Here is a 20351-nt window from a genome sequence, read left to right as displayed (position 1 = left end):
AAATATGAATCAATCTTTTGGATTGAATATGAATCTTCACAAAAAAGCCTCTACAAGAGAGGCTTTGAAAGATCTATTTTCATTTTACTTCACAGGATAGTACACTTCAGTTATCCACTTGGAAGTGTCTGATTCTATACTCGGATCTGAAACATATATTTCCCAAGGATACCCAGTTATCTCATATCCATAGTAATTAGCGTATTGATCAATTTGATTATGTGTATCCTCAAGTAAAGCATAGTCACCAAAGTGTAGCGCTCTCAAGGCAGCTCCTTCAGGAGAATTCATCACGCTTACATCTTCTCCTTCAATGACAGAACCATCAGCCACAGGGATACCACAAATCATGGAGATACTACTTTCGTCATAGCTAGTAGATATGGCTAATGGATACTCTTCAGTCATTGTCAATCCGTTTTTCATAATAGAAATCATAATCGCACCATAAGCTTCCTCCATCACATCAGATATTTCCCCCACATTATTAGCAGATGTCACTTCTTTTCCGGCAAAAACTATTGGACTAACCTCTTGAACAGCTATACGGGATTTTAATATTGGTCGACCTTCCACCCTATTGTTTAACTTTTCAAGCGTCCGATCATACATTGGCCCTAGCATGCCTTCAGTACCGTAAGCAAATAGCTTCCATATTCCAGAGATACCTTCCTGATCGTATGTATAAGTGACTTTCGTTCTGCCCTCTTCTTCTACAAGAAACCATGAGGCTGTGGGTTCTCCTGGAAATCCTTCAAAACTCATTTTATACTTAACCATTTTGCTTTCATCTACTTCTATTATTTGCATTTCACCTACACCAAGATCAGGATTATCGCTATTCCAACTATAGCTGGCACCAACACCAGCAATTGGGCCTTGAATAGTGATCTCTGCTGTTGTATCAATTTCAGACCAGGCAGAAAATTGATCAAATGTCTTAAATCCACTGATTTCTGCATAAACTGCATCCACAGAAGCATTTATAGTTGTTTCACGCTGAATGTGAACTTCTTTAGGCCCAAATACCGTTGCTAGCACTCCTAAAAGAAGAACCGCAAGTATGACAATACCAATAATTTTTAGAGCTTTCATAGTTAGATTGTAGATTTTTGTGATGACTAAAGTTAGTAGGATTGGAAGAAACTAAATATTCATACGCTACTTTTTGGCAGAGACTCCTAGCGCATAACATAGATTTGTTACCGATTCTGGGAATATATTATTTAATATCTATTATCATCTCTTACGCCGGGTTTGATATAATCATCATGGGGTCTGTATATATCCTTTATCACGCCCTCTTTGAAGTAAGTAAATGGCAAGCTACTCCTGGAAAAAAATGGGCACGGCTAAAGGTGAGTGATGAGAACCAGAATCATATAATATTATTTAAAAGCGTTATTAGAAATCTTACCAAAATTTTGTCCCTTATCTTGTTTTTTGGAGGCTTTATTATGATTCTTTTCAACAAAAGAAGAAAAGGTTTACATGACTATATTGGTGGGACTTTAGTACTATTTAAGGAAGATTAGCTTTATTTCGTTTTTTTAGAAGTTTTCGTCTAAATAATCATTTATATTTCAGGTTTAATTCACATTAGTCAACAAACTATGAGTAACGATAATACCCCAATAAAACGATTTGAAAGCTTTTTCGAAGGTTTTATTTTTTGGAGTAGATGGGTTCAAGCTCCGCTTTATACTGGGCTAATCATTGCTTCTTTTTTCTATTTGTTCAAGTTCTTCCAGGAACTTATGTACATGGTAAAGTATACTACCATATGGAATGAAACAAAGATGATGCTAAGCATCTTGGGACTTGTGGATATTTCAATGGTGATGAATCTTGTGGTTATGGTAACCATAGGTGGCTACTCAATATTTACCAGTCGCATAGATGTAGACATGCATGATGATAAGCCACTATGGCTTGAAGGACTTGACGCAGGTCAATTAAAAATTAAGTTAGCAACCTCTTTAGCATCTATTTCTGGGGTCTACTTACTAAAGACTTTTATTGATTACAGAAATGAAGTTCAGAAAACAAGCCCTGAAGGTATTGTGATAGAGATCGTAATTCACATGGTTTTCATTGTCTCGGCTCTGCTGTTATCACAAACTGAAAAGATCACACATAGTTACCATGCTGCGCACGCTCCCGAACCACATGGAGAAGGTGAAGAAGAGCATTAAAAATATTAACTTTTCTATACGAAAAAGCCAAAGAGAATCCTTTGGCTTTTTTTTATCTCTAACCAGATAGTTTTTCGTTCAAAAAGTTATTTTTGCCAACCTTGCGCATGTGGTGGAATTGGTAGACACGCCATCTTGAGGGGGTGGTGGGAGCAATCCCGTGGAAGTTCGAATCTTCTCATGCGCACTTTTTCATTCATTTGTTTATGAATAGAAAGCTATCTACCTATGTAAATGGTATCCGAGGAAGGCGGTTCACCGCTGCGATGTGATCGGCCAGATCGAATCTTCTCATCGGCACTTTTATCCTTTTTCCCAAAGAACATTCGCAAACCATTTTTCCGAATCAAGGAATGAATCCAATGGCTTGAATCCCGAAATTTGTGCTAATGATTGCAACTGTGGCTGATCATATTTTTTAGATATCTCCATGAATATAGCTTCCCAAGCCCTGAAATGAATTTCCTCACCTCCAATGGTAACTACTTGTTCAACTTTACTAATAAGATAACTTCTGCATTCTCCCGTATGTGGGTTATAGTATGGATAATGAAGAAATTGCTTTCGATCAAAGTCTCCTTCTAACTCTGAGTTCATTCGATCAAGCAGATTTAAGTTAAACTCTCTAGTAACTCCTGTTGAATCATTGTATGCATTTAAGATAATGGCAGGGTCTTTTTTAAGGTCTACACCCATAAAAAGAAGATCCTCTGGCTTTAGGAAATTTTGCAGTTTTGATAAAAAACTTTCTGCCTCTTCTTGAGAAAAATTTCCCACATTAGATCCTAGAAAGAATACAATATCCTTTTCAGGACTTTCAGAAATTTCAGAGAGCGCATCAAAATAGTCCCCCTCATAAGATTCTATTTTTAGTTCAGGCATTTCAGATGAAAGATTCTCCTCTAAAATCTCGAGTACATTCCCTGAGATATCGACTGGTGTATAAGTAAAGTCTACGCCTTGTTCTAAAAAGTGCTTCAACAAAACTTTGGTTTTTAAACCATCTCCAGCACCTAGTTCAATGATTCTAAATGGCTGCCCATCGCCTATAGCTTCTAAAATAGCTTCTTTATGCGTTTGGAATATCTCAAGCTCCTTTCTGGTTAAATAATACTCTTCCAAATGCATAATCTGCTGGAATAAATCATCCCCTTTTGTATCGTAGAAATACTTAGAAGGAAGAGTTTTATTATAAGCTTGAAGGCCAGTAAGAACATCTTCAGCAAATGGTGTGAGTGTAATTGATTCTTTTGACATTGATATTAAATATGCTTAGCGAGGCGAATACCAGAAAACATCCAACGTAAATGGGGGTGAAAAAAATTCCGATAGGTAGATCGAATGTGGCTTCTAGCCGTTCCAAAAGATCCACCTCTGAGTACCATTTGGTTCACCATGAATTTCCCATTGTATTCTCCTAAAGCCCCAGCAGGAGGATTATAATATGGATAGGAAACGTACGGACTTGAAGTCCACTCCCATACATTTCCGAAAAAATTATGATCCTCCGTTTGAATAGGTCTGAAATTATTTTCTTCTACAAAATTTCCTTTATTAGATACTTTAGGTGAGAATGTGTTACAAGCTACTTCCCATTCTTGCTCGGTGGGCAATCGGCAACCTTTCCATCTAGCAAAAGCATCTGCCTCATAATACGAAACATGACACAACGGATCGCCGCTATTAATTTTCTCAAATCCATAAAGTGTATAATGCCACCATTCACCATCAATCATCTCCCAATATCGTGGAGCACAAATGTTATTTTTATTTACCCAATCCCAAGCTTCAGAAAGCCACAAGGAATGACTGGTATAAGCACCACTATTTATAAACTCTATGTATTCACCATTAGTAACTAAACTAGATCCTATCTGGTATGCATGCAGAAAAACTTTATGAACTCCTTCCTCATTATCAAAATGAAAACCTTTACCCTGAAAACCAATTTCATAGATGCTCTCAGGAATCTTTAACCAGTCAGTATTAGATTTGACTCTTTTTACCGCAATTTGATCTTCCCGATAAGCAGGATAGAGTGGATTATCTCCTAATATGCGCTTAATATCATATAGAAATAACTCTTGATGCTGCTGCTCATGATTAATTCCCAGTATAACTATTTCAGCTATTTCATCAGAAACCCCTTCCATTAGAAAATTGGACATATGCTGGTTCACATAATCTCTGTATTCAAATACTTCTTTAACTGTGGGTCTAGTGAGCTGCCCTCGGTTTTCTCTAGACCATCTATCTCCCGCGGAGATATAGTAACTATTGAATAGAAGAGCATACTTAGGATGAAATACTTTATAGCCTTCTACATTGGGAGCGAGGATAAAGTTTTCAAAAAACCAAGTCGTATGTCCAAGATGCCATTTTAACGGACTTACATCTATTACGGGTTGGACAACAAAGTCCTCTATTTCCAGTGGGTCGCAAAGAAATTGAGTTTGCGCCCTCACTCTCTGATAGTTATCTAATAATTTGAATTCGGAAGAAATAACAGATTGCAAAACGAAATAGGATTTTTTTCAATATATAAATCTTGACGAGAGAATCCATAAAAAAAGGACGATTATTCAAAAAAGAAACCTTATCCGACAATTAGCAGACAGAATTCTCAACTAACCAAAAAAGATTAGAACAAATACATGCTCATAGTTAATATTGAGAAATCAAAATCCTTGCCAGTTAGTTATTCGTATAGTTAAAAGAACTTAAAACATACTTCATGCAGACACTCTTGCCCACCGACGGTGGGCCAATTTACGCCGAAACAGATCTTACCGCCTATATTTCTGAACCATGGAATGCCCTCTCCTCACTCGCCATTGTACTCCCTTCAATATATTGGGCTTTTAGATTAAAATGGAACGCTAAAGAATTTCCATTTCTCTATTTTCTAATGCCATTATTGTTTTTAGGAGGCATGGGAAGTACACTTTTTCATGCTTTTCGATCCTCAAAATTTTTATTGTGGATGGATGTATTCCCAACTGCAGTAGTAACGCTATCTGTTAGTATTTACTTCTGGGATAAGGTCCTTCCTAAAAGATGGCAAGTTGCAACTGTGGTACTCCCATTTGCTTTTATTCGATATGCCGTTTTTGACTATTTCACCCCACACCTTGCAGTTAATCTCAGTTATACTATTACTGGATTTCTAATTTTCTTTCCAGTCTTTTTTTACTTGATGAAACATCAATACAAGCATTTTAAACCAATATTTATTTCTGCATTATTTCTTGCGCTAAGTTTAATGTTTCGACGTGTTGATTACAGCGTTGCACAGCTTATTCCAATGGGCTCACATTTTCTTTGGCACATACTCAGCGGCTTTGGTGCGTTTTACATTGCAAAATATCTTTACTTAATCCGCAAGGACGAATTAACAGTAAAAAACATATGAAGATCCCTTTATTCTTATTAAGCCTGCTATGGTTTACTTCTTCCAACATCCCTGATGAACAAACAGCTCTAACGGATGAAGAAATCAACATGATACTAGATCGACATAACTATTGGCGTGCTGATGTAGGCGTTAATGAGAAACTAGAATGGTCCGACGAAATGGCAGCTCTGGCAGCAGATTGGGCCAAGAAGTTAAAAAGAAAAAAATGTGGCTGGGAACACAGACCTGATAATAAATTCGGGGAGAACCTTTTCAAAGGAACGGCAGGCGTTTTTGATGCTGCTTATGTGGTAGATGCTTGGGCTAGTGAGAAAGCAGACTACAATTACAAGAGAAATAAATGTAAGTCAGGAAAAATGTGTGGTCACTACACGCAGATGGTATGGCAAACAACTAAAAAAGTAGGCTGTGCAAAAATTGAATGTGATGGCATGGACATTTGGGTCTGCAACTATGATCCCCCTGGCAATTGGGTTGGTAAAAAACCATACTAATTGCAACCTTGCTGAGATAAAATGGTCTTTTATTAAAACTCTATATAAAATGAAAACATTAATAACCTTATTATTATCTATAATCATTGTGTTCCCATCTCTGGGGCAAGGAAGAACTGTTGACGTAGGCAGCTTCAGTGAATTATCATTGGGCATTTCAGGAACTGTTTATTTAAAGCAAGGATCTACCCAAAGCGTCGAGATTGAATGTGACCAAGACATTTTTGATAAGATTGAATTCGAAATACGCGGTGATAAATTAGTCATTAAAAAAGAAGGTAAGTGGAATTGGAATGATGGTTGGAGAAGATCGGAAGTTGACATCTATATTACCATGGATGAAATAGAAGGAGTCTCTGTAAGTGGAAGTGGATCAATCGAGAGTGATGGAATGCTTAAAACAGAAGATGTTCGATTATCTGTAAGTGGGTCTGGAAATATGGAGCTTGACCTTAATAGTGATGAAATGGATCTCAGAATTTCTGGATCAGGAAGCATACGATTAAATGGAGAAGCAAATGAGGCTGAAGCAAAGATCAGCGGATCGGGAAGGGTAAAAGCTGAAGATCTTACCGTAAAGATATTTCAAGCATCCATTAGTGGGTCTGGCAGCTGTTACATTACTGCTACGGATGAGGTTAGTGCAAATATATCAGGAAGTGGAAGTGTCTACTATGCAGGCAACCCTGATCGTGTTGTTAGCAATTCTTCTGGTAGCGGAAAAGTAAGGAAGATGTAGTGTAATTAAGAATTGAAAATTATTCAATGAATAATGAAGCCTGAGAGACCAGGCTTTTTTAATTTGATAGGTCAAGACTTCCGAAGTTTTAAAAACTTCGGAAGTCTTCCATTTTCTATTCTTTGCAAGCCTTATACTGGATTAGATCTGACCGGCCAAAAGCCGTGCATTATTCAGTCTCAATTATCACTTCTTATAAATCTTTCCTTCTTTCATCACAAATCTCACGTCTTTCATCACTTCTATATCATTCAGAGGATTGCCAGGAACAGCTACAATGTCAGCCAAAAAACCTTTTTTCAACATTCCCAATTCGTCTCCGATTCCAAGTAAAGCGGCGTTGTTGCTAGTTGCACAAATGATTGTTTCCATGGCAGGCATTCCTACCTCCACCATGTATCCAAACTCTCTGGCATTCTCTCCATGTTTAAAAACCCCAGCATCAGTACCAAAAGCGATCGGCACCCCTTTTTTATAAGCCCGAGCAAATGTGCCTTGAATCTTCGGCCCAATCACACGAGCCTTCTCAGCTACAACTTTCGGATAATATCCTGGCTTCTTTGCGTTATTCGCTACTTCCATCCCGGCAGTAATAGTAGGAACCAGATAAGAGTTATTCTTAATCATCAAATCCATAGTAGCATCACTCATATAGGTACCATGCTCAATGGTTTTCACACCATTTGCTACCGCCCTTCGCATACCTTCATCGCCATGCGCATGGGCTGCCACATGAAATCCCAAATCATTGGCTGCTTCCACTATGGCAATAATTTCTTCTTCTTGAAAATGAGCTCCTTGCCCATCTTTTGCTACACTAAGCACTCCACCAGTAGCCGTTATTTTAATAAGGTCTGCTCCATTTTTGTAGCGCTGACGAACTGCTTTTCTTGCATCATCCACTCCATTAACCACCCCTACGTCTGGACCTGGATTTCCCATCAAATCATCCCTATACCCATTGCTAGGATCTGCATGTCCTCCAGTAATTGACAGACTCTTTTCCGCTGTGAAAATTCTTGGGCCATCAACAGTACCCTTATTGATCGCATCCCTTAATGAAACATTGACGCCTGTACCTCCCAAATCACGAACTGTCGTAAATCCTGCCAATAACGTCCGTTCTGCTATGTTGACAGATGCAAAGGCCTTATCTGCTGGATTGTCAGTAAACTCTCGTATGTATCGATCTGGACTTGTTTCTCCCTCCATATGTACATGCATATCAATCCATCCTGGCATCACGGTATGATTCTTCAAGTCAATGACTACATCACCATCATTTGGTGAAACATAGCCATTTTCAATGGATGAAATTTTCTTGCCATCTACGATAATAGACCTTTCGGTAAACGCTTTTTTGGATACTCCATCTATCAGTGTACCGGCATGAATAATGGTTCTCTGAGCAGATGATGATATCACAATCATCAAAGTGCATAAGGCTAAGGTTAGTTTTTTCATTGGATAAGGATATTTTAATCAGTCCGTTAATTTCTTGTATTTGATTCGCTTGGGTGCTTCATCTCCTAAACGTTTCTTCCTATTTTCTTCATACTCAGTGAAATTACCTTCAAACCAATAAGCTTGAGAGTCTCCTTCAAAAGCAAGAATATGTGTAGCAATACGATCCAGAAACCACCTATCGTGAGTGATTACCACCGCACATCCTCCGAAATTTTCTAGTGCCTCCTCCAGTGCTCTTAGCGTATTCACATCTAAATCATTCGTAGGCTCATCCAGTAAAATCAAATTGGCTCCTCTTTTGAGGGTCAATGCTAAGTGCACTCGATTTCGTTCCCCTCCAGAAAGTGTTCCTACTTTCTTTCCCTGATCTTGTCCTGAAAAATTGAATTTGCTGACATATGCGCGTGCATTCATTTCTCTACCTCCCAAATCAATAATCTCATTTCCTTCAGAAATCACTTCGAATACCGATTTATTTGGATCAAGTTGATCGTGCTCTTGGTCCACATAGCTCATCACCACAGTCTCCCCTACTTCAAAGCTTCCTTTATCGGGTGTTTCATTTCCAGTAATCATCTTGAACAATGTAGACTTTCCTGCTCCATTGGGGCCAATTACTCCTACAATTCCTCCTTGTGGTAAACTAAAGGACAAATCCTCGTATAGCAGTTTATCACCGTATCCTTTTGCCACCCCACTTGCCTCAATAACCTTAGCACCCAACCGCGGGCCCGGTGGAATATACAATTCTAATTGGCTTTCTTTTTCTTTCGCTTCTTCTCCTAAAAGTTTATCGTACGCACTTAGCCTGGCTTTGGCCTTCGCTTGTCGCCCTTTAGGGCTCATTCTTACCCACTCCAATTCACGTTGAAGGGTCTTTTGCCTTTTAGACTCTTGCTTATCTTCTTTTGCAAGTCTTTTTTCTTTCTGCTCTAACCAGCTTGAATAATTTCCTTTCCATGGAATTCCCTCTCCCCTATCTAGTTCAAGAATCCATCCAGCAACATTATCGAGGAAGTACCTATCGTGAGTTACTGCGATAACAGTTCCTTCATACTGTTGTAAATACTGCTCCAACCACAGTACTGACTCTGCATCCAAATGGTTAGTCGGCTCATCTAAGAGCAATACATCTGGTTGTTCTAATAAGAGTCTGCACAAAGCTACCCTTCTCTTTTCCCCTCCAGATAGGTTTTTAATCACAGCATCTTCAGGAGGGGTACGTAGTGCATCCATGGCTCTTTCTAGCTTATGGTCTATCTCCCACGCCCCTGTTGCATCAAGTTTTTCTTGTATCTTCCCTTGCAGTTCGATGAGCTTGTTCATCTTATCAGGATCTTCTAAAATCTCAGGCTCAGAAAATTTAGCATTAACCTCCTCGTATTCTTTTAATAAATCATTGATTTCTTTTACTCCCTCACGAACCACCTCAATGACTGTTTTTTCTGGATCCAATTCTGGTTCTTGCTCAAGCATTCCGACGGAAAAACCAGGGGAAAACACTACTTCACCTTGATAATCTGTATCTTTTCCGGCAATTATGCGAAGTAATGAGGACTTTCCAGCCCCATTTAGGCCTAGTACTCCTATTTTCGCACCATAGAAAAATGACAGATAAATATTCTTAAGTACTTGTTTTTGTGGCGGGTGAATCTTGTTGACTCCCGACATTGAGAAGATGATCTTTTCGTCTGACATGCTTAAGTTTGATTAGAAATCGAATATACGACGCATTTAAGAATTACACTCACCCTTGGACATTATACAAGTATCATTTGGATTTATTAAAGACGGCAAGGTCTTTAGAAGCAGCTGGGGAGAAAACCCAGACAGAGAAATTGGAGAAGTAAGAGATGAAGACTCAGAAAAATCTACTCAGTTTTTTCAAGAGCGCTTTTCTGACCTTGAAAAAAAGATCAACGAAGTGACTGAGAAAATTGATGCCACAGAAAACAAAGGCTCATTTTTAATGAAGCTAGTCCATTTAAGAGAACATTTACCTGAGCATGATGGACTTGGAGACTACCAAGCTTTGCTAGATAACATTTTGCGATACGAATCTCTTGTCAGAGATATCATCCAGAAAAATCGAATCAGGAATACAGAAATAAAAACAGCTCTCATTGAAGAAGCCAAGGAATCAGTAGAAATTATTAATTGGAAAGAAGCGACTGAGAAGATCACCGACCTAAAAAGTAGGTGGATAAAGACTGGAAGTGCGGAAGAAGATAAAAATGAAATTCTTGAAGAACAATTTTGGGATATTATTAAAGGATTTTTTGATCGAAAAAAACAATTCTTTGAGGATAAGCAAAAGCTGACAGATCATAGAAAAAGACAATATGAAGAGCTTGTAGAGGGGGCAAAAAAACTTTCCGAGATTCATGGTAAAGAGCGTTTCAATAAAGTAAAAGAATTGAAAGAACGGTGGAAGGAGATAGGTGGTATACCCTCAGAGTTTTATAAACCTTTGAATAATGATTTTAATCAACAATTGAAAGGGGATAGGTTCATTCCTCCAAAAGACTACTCTGAAACGCTATCCAAATTAATGGGTATTAAATCAGGTAAGGAACCATTCAATAAAGACGAAATTGATAAACTAAAGAAAGATCTGTTTCGAGATAAGAATAGGAATCCAGAGAAGCATAAATGTTTAGAGCTTATTCAATTGCTAAATGAGCGTGAATTTGTCCTCAAACTTGCATATAAGCGCTTTCCTGAATATGCGAAACTAGACTCTGAAAAAAAGGAAAGCGTTAAAACAGGGATAATTAAAGATTTAATATCCAGAGACCAAGAGGATTTAAAGATTTATGAAGAAAATTCAGCCAACTTTTCTTCATCCGATGGAAGAATGAATAAAGTGGTTGAAAGTAAAATTAAGAGTCAAAAACGGAAAATTGAAGTGAAGTCAAAACTATTAAATTGGGTAGAATCAGGAGAATTTTAAATTTTTGAGAAACTTTTCCTTGTCTTTTGATGTAAGAAAATTACCTTTCTACAGATGAATTTTTCTATTTAGTGCACATAAAATATAATAATATATATTTGCGCGCATTATTAAAACAGGACTTATAAACCGAGGCTAGAATATGTATTGGACACTTGAACTTGCTTCTTACTTAGAAGACGCCCCATGGCCCGCCACAAAAGATGAATTAATTGATTTTTCTATCCGATCTGGAGCTCCATTGGAAGTAGTAGAAAACCTACAGGAACTCGAAGATGACGGACAGCCCTTTGAAAATATCGAAGAAATCTGGCCTGACTATCCCACGAAGGAGGACTTCTTCTTTAACGAGGATGAATATTAGTTAATTTAAAAACTAAAGGCACCTAAAAGCTTCAATCTTTCGATTGAAGCTTTTTTATTGTTCGTCTTTTACGCAACACTATTAATAGAAAACATCATCAAATGATAAAAATACCCCGACCGAGGTATTGAACTATTGTACCCTGTTGGTTAGGTTTATGGATTGTATTCACAAAATAAACCGAAACCAAACAACATGAAGAAGTTTTACTTTCTATTGCTCTGCCTTTTATTTTCAAATTTGCTTTTCGCACAAAAAATTCCTTTTCAAGGGCGTTTATTAGATGCTGGTAAGCCCTTTAATGGAACTGCCGATATACAATTCAGCATTTCAAGTCCATCATGGACCGAGACCATTAACGATGTAGTAGTAACAGATGGCTATTACGCAGTAGTATTGGGACAAATAACACCTTTACCCGACACGCTCTTTCAGGTATCCAGAGAAGTCAGTCTTAACATTACTGTAAATGGCGAAACATTAAGTCCTGTGATTTTATATGCTCCAATGCCAAGTCCTTCCATAGCAGGTGGTAGGTATGAAATCACAAATAACACAGGAGACTTACGTGCTGAGTTAAGTTATTTTGAGCCTAATGATGCAGGGAGTTTAGTTCTATATGGTGCTAATGATTCAACCAAAGTGATTCTTGGAACAACTACACCTGGCTATGAAGGTGCTTTATTCCTTTATGATTCCATCAGAAATCAAGGTGTAAGAATAGAATCTAGAAATGATGGTGGTAGATTTCAATTTGTACAACGAGACAATGCTAACTCACTAAAAAGTGCAATAGTGGGTTCAACGTTTGGAGACGAAAATGCTGGAATTTCATTGTACGGAGGAGATCAAGAAGGAAGTAGTATTGCTCTGATGGTTGACATGTATGCTTCAAATCTTGATCAAGGTGGTGCTCCTCTTTCTGATGGGTACAGAAGAGGTGGAATTGATATCTATAATTATCTCGGAAGCCAAACGCACAATATTTATTCCGCTACAGATCCTGGAGGTAGTGACCCTTCCGGCTTTTCTGGCTCAATGAATATATGGGGAACCAGCACACCTAACATAGGATTAACTGCTCCAGTAGATCAAAACAACAATCTAGGACACATCAATGTTTATGGGCAAAATGATGACGGAGGATCATGGACAGTAACTAATATAGGGTTACACACTCAAGACATTGGAGGCGGCAACACAGGTGCTGTCATCTTTATGGGTAATAGTCAAAACGGTGGCATTTACAATGAGACAATAGTACTAGACTCTCATAATGGAACAGGTCAAGGTGGACTGGTCATCGTACGCGATGCTGCAGACGCTGACAGAATATATCTAGATGGTGGCAATGGCAGTATTTCTGCCAATCGTACAGATGGTGGTAGTGCAATAAATTTCTTTGTAGCAGGCGACAATGGAGGGATATCGATTCAGAATGCCGCAGATCAAAATAAACTATTTTATGAGGCAAGCGCAGGAACTTTGGAGCTCAGGGATGATCCAGGCGCTACTACAATCACACTAGATGGTAATCTTGGGGATATTAATGCTACAGGAACTGTTACAGCAGCTGTTGTCACTCAAACTTCTGATAGGAGATTAAAGAAGAATATCCAAAGCTTAGAAAAGCCTCTTGAAAACGTCTTAAAACTGAGGGGAGTCTCTTACCAATGGAAAGATGAGTTTAAATCGCAAAGAAATCAAATTGGTGTGATCGCACAAGAGGTGGAAGAAGTCTACCCAGAATTCGTACATACAAACGATGAAGGTATGAAAGCAGTAAACTATGCACAGATGACACCTGTGCTTATAGGGGCAATCAAAGAACTCAACAAAAAGGTTGAGAAACTGGAAGCTGAAAATACGGAACTGAAGACCTCTCTAACAGAAGTACAGACTCTACGAACTGAAATGGATCAACTGATGAAAATGTTAGGTGGCAGTAAAGCAGCAAGCAAATGAGAGCGTTAAAGAGTAAATTTCACTCGTTTCTGATCTCCTGCTTAATGCTTGGATCAGCTAGTGCTCAACTATCTACTCAAGGTTACTCTGCATATGTTGCCGGTGGCATCTCTAGTGGTTCCAATTTTTCAACGGAGATTTCAACGGGATACATAAGTGAAATAGTAAAAGGAGATGGATACACCATATTACCAGGATTAGCTGCTGCTAATCTTGAAACTAGTATTGTGAGTGTTAGAGCAATAAATAGTTCCAATCAAGTAATATCAGATGATTTCGTAGGCTATTTGCTTAAAATCAGACAATCTGGAAATTATGATACACTTGACATTCCAACTTCTAACTCAGGAGATTTTTCCTTCGCATCAGTCTTTCATGGTGACTACTTAGTGGTTGTTGATTCTGATCCAGAAAAATTTGTAGCGACTTATTTCGGCGATACGTTTTCATGGGATGAAGCCGATGTATTGAAACTAGACAGTGATACCACAACTCAGATTGTCATGACAAACATTCCTCCAGTTTTAGACGAGAATGATGGAGAAGGTCTAGTCAAAGGAACTGTTGAAGAAGATTTTGAAGATGAGGAAGGAAGAATAGCTGCAAGAAGAAGAGCAAAAGGTAGAAAATGTGGATTAAAACAAAGAAGAAGAGGAGGGAGAACTGAGCAGGATGAGTTCACACTCATTGCTTACGGAGAGACGAACAATGATGGGGAGTTTGAATATGGATTCCTACCACAAGGAACCTATCGATTCTTTGTTGAATATCCTGGAATTCCTATTGACGAGTCTTCATTCGTAGAATTTAATGTTGGCGAAGCTGGTGTTTCTGATAACCAGTTTACTTTGGCAGCACTAGTTACCGAGGAAGGGATTACTATAGAATTGATTCTTGGATTAACGTCTGAATTTTTTACCAATTTCAATATCTATCCAAACCCAACAGTAAATAAGGTTAATATTAGCTACGATAAAATCTTATCAGACAAAATAAGCATGGAGCTAATAGATATGAATGGCAACATGCTACTTAAAAGAGATTTGAAGAAAGAAAACCAAAGTATAATGGAACTCGATCTAGCAGAATATTCCAGTGGTCAATACTTACTAAAATTCTTCGATCATCAGAACAACAAAACTGCAATGACCTTTAGAGTCATTAAACGATAATTTTCATATCCACTCCCAGAACGGGAGTGGATTTTACTTTAAATCCTCTGGTGTTGTGATTTTGATATTATCGTAAGAACCTTTGACAAGGGTTACCTTATATCCAGCAGCTTCAAACACGCTTGCGTCATCAGTAAATAACCTAACACCCACCTTCTCATAAGCTTTCTTGAGATCATCAATTCTAAAAGTTTGTGGTGTTTGAACTAAAACATATTTTGATCTATCTCTGGCGACAGACGAGTCATTTTCAAGTTCTCTTATAGAGTCCTTAAGCTCAACCGCTGAGACTCCAGAACCATTGTCTTTGGCAGATTTGAAAGATTCAGAAATTGTACGGCTGGATACATAAGGTCTAACTGCATCATGGATAGCTACTAAACCATCTTTTTTTATAAGGGTCAAACCTGAAAGCACTGATGCACTTCTCGTCAATCCCCCACTTACTGTTCTTATTTCAATATCTGAGAAATAATTGGATTTAATTTCCTTCCAGCGATCTATGTGAGCTTCGGGAAGCACTACTATGATATTGATATTATCATCATAGTTTAAAAAACTACTAATGGAATGCACGATGATCGGCACATCATCAATAAGCAAAAACTGCTTTGGCACCTCGCTCTTCATGCGTGAACCAATACCTCCTGCCACTATGATGGCATACTCCTCCAATAGATTAGATGATTAGCATGGCATCTCCATAACTGAAGAAGCGATACTTTTCTTTGATTGCAGTTTGATATGCCTCCTGAATTAACTCATATCCACCAAACGCGGAAGCCATCATCAACAAAGTTGATTCAGGTAAATGGAAGTTTGTGATAAGTGCATCGCAAATCTTGAATTCATATGGAGGGAAAATGAACTTATCAGTCCAACCAGAATTATCCTTTAGGAGACCATTTGCAGAAACAGAAGACTCTAGTGTCTTCATTGCAGTAGTACCAACCGCACATATTTTTGATTTTTCAGCCAATGCTCGGTTAACTCTATCAGCGGTTGGCTTCTCTACCCAGTAGTTTTCAGAGTCCATCTTATGCTTCGTAAGATCTTCAACATCTACTGGTCTAAAAGTTCCTAAACCAACGTGAAGTGTTATAGCAGCTGTATCAATTCCGATCAACTCCATTCTTTTCATGAGTTGAGGGGTAAAATGCATTCCAGCTGTAGGAGCAGCAACAGCGCCAATCTTCTCGGCATAAATTGTTTGAAAGCGCTCTCTATCCTCAGGTTCCGCAGATCTTTGTATTTCTTTAGGAAGAGGAGTCTCTCCAAGAGCATCGATCATCTTATAGAATTGCTCATGATCTCCATCAAATAAGAATCTAATAGTTCTTCCTCTACTTGTGGTATTGTCGATAACCTCAGCCACCAACTCTCCATCACCAAAATAAAGTTTATTTCCTACTCTTATTTTTCTTGCAGGGTCAACCAAAACATCCCACAGTTTCATTTCTGTGTTAAGCTCACGAAGGAGGAATACCTCAATTTTTGCTCCTGTTTTTTCCTTATTCCCATAAAGTCTAGCTGGGAAAACTCTTGTGTTATTCAATACAAACACGTCATCTTCACCAAAATAGCCGACTACATCTTTGAACGTTTTATGCTCAATTTCTCCGCTATCCTTGTGAATGACCATGAGACGCGAATCGTCACGATTCTCTGTTGGGTGTAGTGCAATAAGACTTGATGGCAAATCGAATTTGAATTCGGATAATTTCATTCCCATAGGAAAAAGGATCTATTTTAATGATCAAAAGAGCGCAAAATTAGCAAATATGTTTCATCTATGTAACGTATCTGCTTTGAAACTCGTCAAACTAAAAGTATTGACCGTTTGAAATGATCATTGACCGATCGCTATTTTATTCAATTTCCCGCTATCCAATTAAGTACATTTGTTTGATTAGAACTATTTACAGTGAAAGTATTTAAATTAATAATAGAAAGTTTTCGCTTTGCATGGAGCGCACTTAGGACTAACCTCTTAAGAACAACATTATCTCTCCTTGGTGTAACTGTTGGGATTTTTTCAATTATTGCAGTATTTACTGCCGTCGATTCTCTAGAAAAAAGCATTAAAGACAGTTTAAACTTTCTAGGCACCAATAATATCAATGTTGAGAAATGGCCCTACGGATTTGGCGGGCCTTATCCATGGTGGACTTACTTGAGAAGACCTTATGTGACTTTTGATGAATATAGATTCATTAAAGACAATGTGAAAAATGCAAAAGCAGTATCCATTTTTACAGTTCGTGGAGGAATTATTGCTAAACGCGACAACAATAGTTCAGCAGATTTATCACTCTTAGGCATAGTCTACGATCATAAAGATGCTTATGAGATACCAATCGAAGACGGTAGATACTTCACCCGGCAAGAAGCCAGTGGAGGATCCAATGTTGTTATTATCGGAAACAGAACAGCAAAAGAACTCTTCCCTGGAACAACACCTATCGGTAAAGAAATTAAAATCAAGGGACTGAAATATTACATTATTGGACTTATCAAAGAAGAAGGCGAAAGCTTTCTGGGAGCCCCTAGCAATGATGACAATATCTACATGCCTTATAAATCATTTCAGAAAATCTATTATTCTGGAAGACGTAGAGGCATAGAACCTCGAATTACAGTCAAAGGATTAACATCGGATATTGGTTTAGTAGAATTAGAGGCTGAGTTAAGAGGCTTAATGCGTAAAAAGCGTTCCTTAAAACCAAAAGAAGACGATAATTTCGCATTGAACAGGCCAGAAGCTATTACTAATTTCATCGGATCCACCTTTGACATTATTGGAGTTGCCGGAGCAATCATTGGAGGGTTTGCTATCCTTGTCGGAGGATTCGGAATAGCCAATATTATGTTTGTTTCTGTAAGAGAGCGAACCAATATAATTGGTATTCAAAAATCTCTCGGAGCTAAAAATTACTTCATCTTATTCCAATTTTTATTTGAAGCAGTATTTCTGAGTTTGATAGGAGGCGGTGTTGGTGTCGTGTTAGTATATCTTTTATCTTTTGTAAGTCTAGGAAGTCTGGATTTAGTACTCACCACCAGCAACACCATCCTGGGATTAGCCATTTCTGCAATAATTGGAGTACTGTCCGGCATTGTACCTGCGTTAATGGCAGCTAGACTAGATCCTGTAATCGCTATTCGAACATCTGGATAACAAAGAATGAAAATATTCAAATTAGTCATCGAAAGTTTCAGGTTTGCGTGGAGCGCCCTAAGAATGAATCTCCTCCGCACAACACTTTCTCTACTTGGTGTTACCATTGGAATATTTGCAATCATCGCTGTTTTTACTTTAGTTGACTCACTAGAAAGAAGCATTAAAAACAGTCTCAGCTTTTTGGACGCCAACAATCTCGATATCGGGAGATTTCCTTATGAGTTCGGCCCAAATATTCCATGGTGGGAATATCTGAAAAGACCCTATGCTACATATGAAGAGTATGAATTCCTCAAAAAAAATCTTAACAATGCTGAAGGAATCACCATTTTCGCTAGTACTGGAGGTAAAACAGTAAAATACAAAAGTAGCAGTTATAACGATGTTGCACTTGTAGGTGTAGGCCATACACATGACGAAGTATATGATGTTGCGAGTGATGTTGAAAAAGGCAGGTATTTTACTGCGGCTGAATCTTACACTGGTAAAAATGTAGCTATGATTGGCTACAAAATTGCGAACAAACTCTTTCCTAGTGGTGAATCAATAGGTAAGGAGATAAAAATAAAAGGACTCAAGTACATCGTTATAGCGATTTTCGAAGAGGAAGGAGAAGGGATTTTTGGAGATACAGGAAATGATGAAGTTGTTCTCATTCCTTTTCAATCCTTCCAAAAAATATTCTACTCTGGGCGGAGAACAGGGGTAGAACCTAATATTAGTATTAAGGGAAAAACCGATGATATTGGATTAGTCGAACTGGAAGCTGAGATAACTGGTCTCATGCGATCAAAACGTGGGCTAGGTCCAAAAGATAAAAATGATTTCTCCGTAAATCGGCAAGATGCAATCATGAACATTATCGGTTCCACATTCGATGTTATCGGGGTAGCCGGATGGGCTATTGGTGGATTTTCTATTCTCGTTGGTGGATTTGGAATAGCCAACATCATGTTTGTCTCTGTAAGAGAACGAACCAATATCATAGGAATTCAAAAATCCCTTGGAGCTAAAAATTTCTTCATCCTTTTCCAATTCCTTTTTGAAGCAATATTCTTAAGCCTAATTGGAGGTGCTGTAGGACTATTTCTGGTCTGGCTTCTATCACTGGCGAGCCTAGGAAGTCTCGATCTAGTATTGACCATGAGTAACGTCATTCTAGGATTAGGTGTAGCTGGAATTATTGGCGTAATCTCTGGAATAGTGCCTGCATTAATGGCAGCAAGATTAGACCCTGTGATAGCTATCCGAACAACTGGATAGTGATTTAGACAAAAAAAGGTGAACAAATGCTCACCTTAATATACTTCGGCTAGGTATAGTTTTTATGCGTTCAACTTTTCTTTGATTTTCTTCTCTAACTCTTCCATCAACTCAGGATTATCCTCAATTAAAGCTTTCACCGCATCTCTACCTTGCCCTAATTTGTTTCCATCATAAGAGAACCATGAACCAGCCTTTTGCACTACATCCAACTCCACTCCTATATCAACAATCTCCCCACTCTTACTAATTCCTCGTCCATACATAATATCAAACTCAACAACTTTGAATGGAGGTGCTACCTTATTTTTCACAACTTTCACTCTTGTCCTGTTACCCATCACATTATCCGCAGATTCTTTGATTTGCCCAATCCTTCTGATATCCAATCGAATAGATGCATAGAATTTCAATGCATTACCTCCAGTCGTGGTTTCAGGATTTCCAAACATCACCCCTATCTTCTCCCGAAGTTGGTTGATGAAGATACAGGAACAACCCGTCTTACTGATGGTTCCTGTTAGTTTTCTCAATGCTTGAGACATCAAACGAGCCTGCAGCCCCATTTTACTATCCCCCATCTCTCCTTCCAGCTCTCCTCTTGGAACTAACGCTGCAACAGAGTCAATCACAATGATGTCTATCGCTCCCGAACGAATCAAATGTTCTGCGATCTCAAGTGCCTGCTCTCCATTATCCGGCTGTGATATCAGCAAGTTCTCCGTATCAATGCCCAATTTTTCTGCATAGAGCTTATCAAATGCATGTTCAGCATCTACGATAGCTGCAATACCTCCAGCTTTTTGAGCCTCAGCAATGCAATGCATAGCCAGTGTCGTCTTACCTGAAGATTCCGGCCCATACACTTCAATAATTCTTCCCCTTGGAATTCCTCCGACTCCTAAAGCAATATCCAGACTTAAGGATCCAGTAGAAATAGTAGGTACATCCATTACTTTCTCATCGCTGAGTTTCATAACAGTCCCTTTACCATAGGTTTTTTCTAACTTCTCAATGGTGATCTGGAGAGCTTTCAGTTTGTCTTGTGCGTCGGCCATATTTCTTTCGATCTATATTTAAAATCAAACAAAAATAGTTCTTTCGAATCGAAGAAAAACATATTTAGCTAAAAATATTAGTATT

19 protein-coding genes and 1 tRNA gene are annotated in these 20351 nt (G+C 38.3%); 12 read left to right on the top strand and 8 right to left on the bottom strand.

The window, feature by feature from the left end; translation table 11 throughout:
- Positions 1-84: 84 nt before the first annotated feature.
- Entirely contained in the window at positions 85-1095 is a 1011-nt protein-coding gene (locus ABJQ32_19295; protein ID MEP5291811.1) for an SRPBCC family protein, read from the bottom strand.
- Positions 1096-1136: 41 nt separating this feature from the next.
- Between ABJQ32_19295 and ABJQ32_19290 the strand changes: the two genes are divergently transcribed.
- The 3 genes from ABJQ32_19290 (at position 1137) to ABJQ32_19280 (ending at position 2382) form a co-directional block, all read left to right on the top strand.
- A complete protein-coding gene (locus ABJQ32_19290) occupies positions 1137-1535 on the top strand; it encodes an RDD family protein (protein ID MEP5291810.1) in 399 nt (132 codons plus the stop codon).
- 78 nt (positions 1536-1613) lie between these two features.
- Positions 1614-2195, top strand: a complete 582-nt coding sequence (locus ABJQ32_19285; GenBank protein ID MEP5291809.1) for a TIGR00645 family protein — start codon at positions 1614-1616, stop codon at positions 2193-2195.
- A gap of 103 nt (positions 2196-2298) precedes the next feature.
- Positions 2299-2382: transfer RNA gene (locus tag ABJQ32_19280), tRNA-Leu, on the top strand.
- A gap of 116 nt (positions 2383-2498) precedes the next feature.
- On the opposite strand, the gene egtD is transcribed toward ABJQ32_19280, so the two are convergent.
- The gene (egtD, locus tag ABJQ32_19275) at positions 2499-3452 is read right to left on the bottom strand and encodes an L-histidine N(alpha)-methyltransferase (protein MEP5291808.1); all 954 of its coding nucleotides are present in this window, start codon (positions 3450-3452) and stop codon (positions 2499-2501) included.
- A 5-nt stretch (positions 3453-3457) separates the two neighbouring features.
- On the bottom strand, positions 3458-4711 hold the full coding sequence (gene egtB, locus ABJQ32_19270; GenBank protein ID MEP5291807.1) for an ergothioneine biosynthesis protein EgtB: 1254 nt from the start codon (positions 4709-4711) through the stop codon (positions 3458-3460).
- A gap of 218 nt (positions 4712-4929) precedes the next feature.
- Between egtB and ABJQ32_19265 the strand changes: the two genes are divergently transcribed.
- The 3 genes from ABJQ32_19265 to ABJQ32_19255 are packed head-to-tail and all read left to right on the top strand — an operon-like array spanning position 4930 to position 6843.
- Complete coding sequence (locus ABJQ32_19265; GenBank protein ID MEP5291806.1) at positions 4930-5607, top strand: hypothetical protein; 678 nt, start codon at positions 4930-4932, stop codon at positions 5605-5607.
- Positions 5604-6104 (top strand): CAP domain-containing protein, encoded by a 501-nt coding sequence (locus ABJQ32_19260; GenBank protein ID MEP5291805.1) that lies wholly within the window; start codon positions 5604-5606, stop codon positions 6102-6104. Before ABJQ32_19265 ends, ABJQ32_19260 begins: the two co-directional genes overlap by 4 nt.
- Positions 6105-6153: 49 nt before the next feature.
- A complete protein-coding gene (locus tag ABJQ32_19255) occupies positions 6154-6843 on the top strand; it encodes a head GIN domain-containing protein (GenBank protein ID MEP5291804.1) in 690 nt (229 codons plus the stop codon).
- A gap of 186 nt (positions 6844-7029) precedes the next feature.
- On the opposite strand, the gene ABJQ32_19250 is transcribed toward ABJQ32_19255, so the two are convergent.
- Together ABJQ32_19250 and ettA are read right to left on the bottom strand one after the other, a co-directional pair.
- Positions 7030-8307 carry an amidohydrolase family protein gene (locus ABJQ32_19250; protein MEP5291803.1) on the bottom strand — a complete coding sequence of 426 codons (1278 nt, stop codon included), beginning with the start codon at positions 8305-8307 and terminating at the stop codon, positions 7030-7032.
- Between the two features lie 18 nt (positions 8308-8325).
- Positions 8326-10008, bottom strand: a complete 1683-nt coding sequence (gene ettA, locus ABJQ32_19245) for an energy-dependent translational throttle protein EttA (GenBank protein ID MEP5291802.1) — start codon at positions 10006-10008, stop codon at positions 8326-8328.
- 55 nt (positions 10009-10063) lie between these two features.
- Between ettA and ABJQ32_19240 the strand changes: the two genes are divergently transcribed.
- The 4 genes from ABJQ32_19240 to ABJQ32_19225 all read left to right on the top strand — a co-directional run bounded on the left by ABJQ32_19240 (position 10064) and on the right by ABJQ32_19225 (position 14764).
- Positions 10064-11263: a DUF349 domain-containing protein gene (locus tag ABJQ32_19240; protein ID MEP5291801.1), complete on the top strand. Its 1200-nt coding sequence runs from the start codon at positions 10064-10066 to the stop codon at positions 11261-11263.
- A gap of 142 nt (positions 11264-11405) precedes the next feature.
- Positions 11406-11627, top strand: a complete 222-nt coding sequence (locus tag ABJQ32_19235) for a DUF2795 domain-containing protein (GenBank protein ID MEP5291800.1) — start codon at positions 11406-11408, stop codon at positions 11625-11627.
- Positions 11628-11822: 195 nt separating this feature from the next.
- On the top strand, positions 11823-13592 hold the full coding sequence (locus tag ABJQ32_19230) for a tail fiber domain-containing protein (GenBank protein ID MEP5291799.1): 1770 nt from the start codon (positions 11823-11825) through the stop codon (positions 13590-13592).
- Complete coding sequence (locus tag ABJQ32_19225) at positions 13589-14764, top strand: T9SS type A sorting domain-containing protein (protein MEP5291798.1); 1176 nt, start codon at positions 13589-13591, stop codon at positions 14762-14764. The genes ABJQ32_19230 and ABJQ32_19225 overlap by 4 nt, the downstream gene beginning before the upstream one ends.
- 33 nt (positions 14765-14797) lie before the next feature.
- Here the strand turns inward: ABJQ32_19225 and ABJQ32_19220 are convergent, their stop codons facing one another.
- Positions 14798-15439, bottom strand: coding sequence for a 2-C-methyl-D-erythritol 4-phosphate cytidylyltransferase (locus ABJQ32_19220; GenBank protein ID MEP5291797.1), 642 nt, complete (start codon positions 15437-15439; stop codon positions 14798-14800).
- 4 nt (positions 15440-15443) lie between these two features.
- Entirely contained in the window at positions 15444-16496 is a 1053-nt protein-coding gene (gene queA, locus ABJQ32_19215) for a tRNA preQ1(34) S-adenosylmethionine ribosyltransferase-isomerase QueA (GenBank protein MEP5291796.1), read from the bottom strand.
- Positions 16497-16688: 192 nt separating this feature from the next.
- On the opposite strand from queA, the gene ABJQ32_19210 reads away from it, so the two are divergent.
- The gene (locus ABJQ32_19210; protein MEP5291795.1) at positions 16689-17942 is read left to right on the top strand and encodes an ABC transporter permease; all 1254 of its coding nucleotides are present in this window, start codon (positions 16689-16691) and stop codon (positions 17940-17942) included.
- Positions 17943-17948: 6 nt separating this feature from the next.
- Positions 17949-19208 (top strand): ABC transporter permease, encoded by a 1260-nt coding sequence (locus tag ABJQ32_19205; protein MEP5291794.1) that lies wholly within the window; start codon positions 17949-17951, stop codon positions 19206-19208.
- Positions 19209-19270: 62 nt separating this feature from the next.
- Here ABJQ32_19205 and recA read toward each other — a convergent pair whose 3' ends face one another.
- Positions 19271-20266 carry a recombinase RecA gene (gene recA / locus ABJQ32_19200; GenBank protein ID MEP5291793.1) on the bottom strand — a complete coding sequence of 332 codons (996 nt, stop codon included), beginning with the start codon at positions 20264-20266 and terminating at the stop codon, positions 19271-19273.
- Positions 20267-20351: the final 85 nt, after the last annotated feature.

Source organism: Marinobacter alexandrii (assembly GCA_039984955.1).
GTDB lineage: Bacteria > Bacteroidota > Bacteroidia > Cytophagales > Cyclobacteriaceae > Ekhidna.
Note: the sequence above shows the minus strand (reverse complement) of the source record. Positions and strands in the feature narration are given on the sequence as shown.

Excerpts from the sequence above, each read along its gene's own strand:
- ABJQ32_19295 (MEP5291811.1), bottom strand. The coding sequence starts at position 1,095 with ATGAAAGCTCTAAAAATTATTGGTATTGTCATACTTGCGGTTCTTCTT.
- ABJQ32_19285 (MEP5291809.1), top strand. The coding sequence starts at position 1,614 with ATGAGTAACGATAATACCCCAATAAAACGATTTGAAAGCTTTTTCGAA.
- egtD (MEP5291808.1), bottom strand. The coding sequence starts at position 3,452 with ATGTCAAAAGAATCAATTACACTCACACCATTTGCTGAAGATGTTCTT.
- ABJQ32_19265 (MEP5291806.1), top strand. The coding sequence starts at position 4,930 with ATGCAGACACTCTTGCCCACCGACGGTGGGCCAATTTACGCCGAAACA.
- ABJQ32_19260 (MEP5291805.1), top strand. The coding sequence starts at position 5,604 with ATGAAGATCCCTTTATTCTTATTAAGCCTGCTATGGTTTACTTCTTCC.
- ABJQ32_19255 (MEP5291804.1), top strand. The coding sequence starts at position 6,154 with ATGAAAACATTAATAACCTTATTATTATCTATAATCATTGTGTTCCCA.
- ABJQ32_19250 (MEP5291803.1), bottom strand. The coding sequence starts at position 8,307 with ATGAAAAAACTAACCTTAGCCTTATGCACTTTGATGATTGTGATATCA.
- ettA (MEP5291802.1), bottom strand. The coding sequence starts at position 10,008 with ATGTCAGACGAAAAGATCATCTTCTCAATGTCGGGAGTCAACAAGATT.
- ABJQ32_19235 (MEP5291800.1), top strand. The coding sequence starts at position 11,406 with ATGTATTGGACACTTGAACTTGCTTCTTACTTAGAAGACGCCCCATGG.
- ABJQ32_19230 (MEP5291799.1), top strand. The coding sequence starts at position 11,823 with ATGAAGAAGTTTTACTTTCTATTGCTCTGCCTTTTATTTTCAAATTTG.
- ABJQ32_19225 (MEP5291798.1), top strand. The coding sequence starts at position 13,589 with ATGAGAGCGTTAAAGAGTAAATTTCACTCGTTTCTGATCTCCTGCTTA.
- queA (MEP5291796.1), bottom strand. The coding sequence starts at position 16,496 with ATGGGAATGAAATTATCCGAATTCAAATTCGATTTGCCATCAAGTCTT.
- ABJQ32_19205 (MEP5291794.1), top strand. The coding sequence starts at position 17,949 with ATGAAAATATTCAAATTAGTCATCGAAAGTTTCAGGTTTGCGTGGAGC.
- recA (MEP5291793.1), bottom strand. The coding sequence starts at position 20,266 with ATGGCCGACGCACAAGACAAACTGAAAGCTCTCCAGATCACCATTGAG.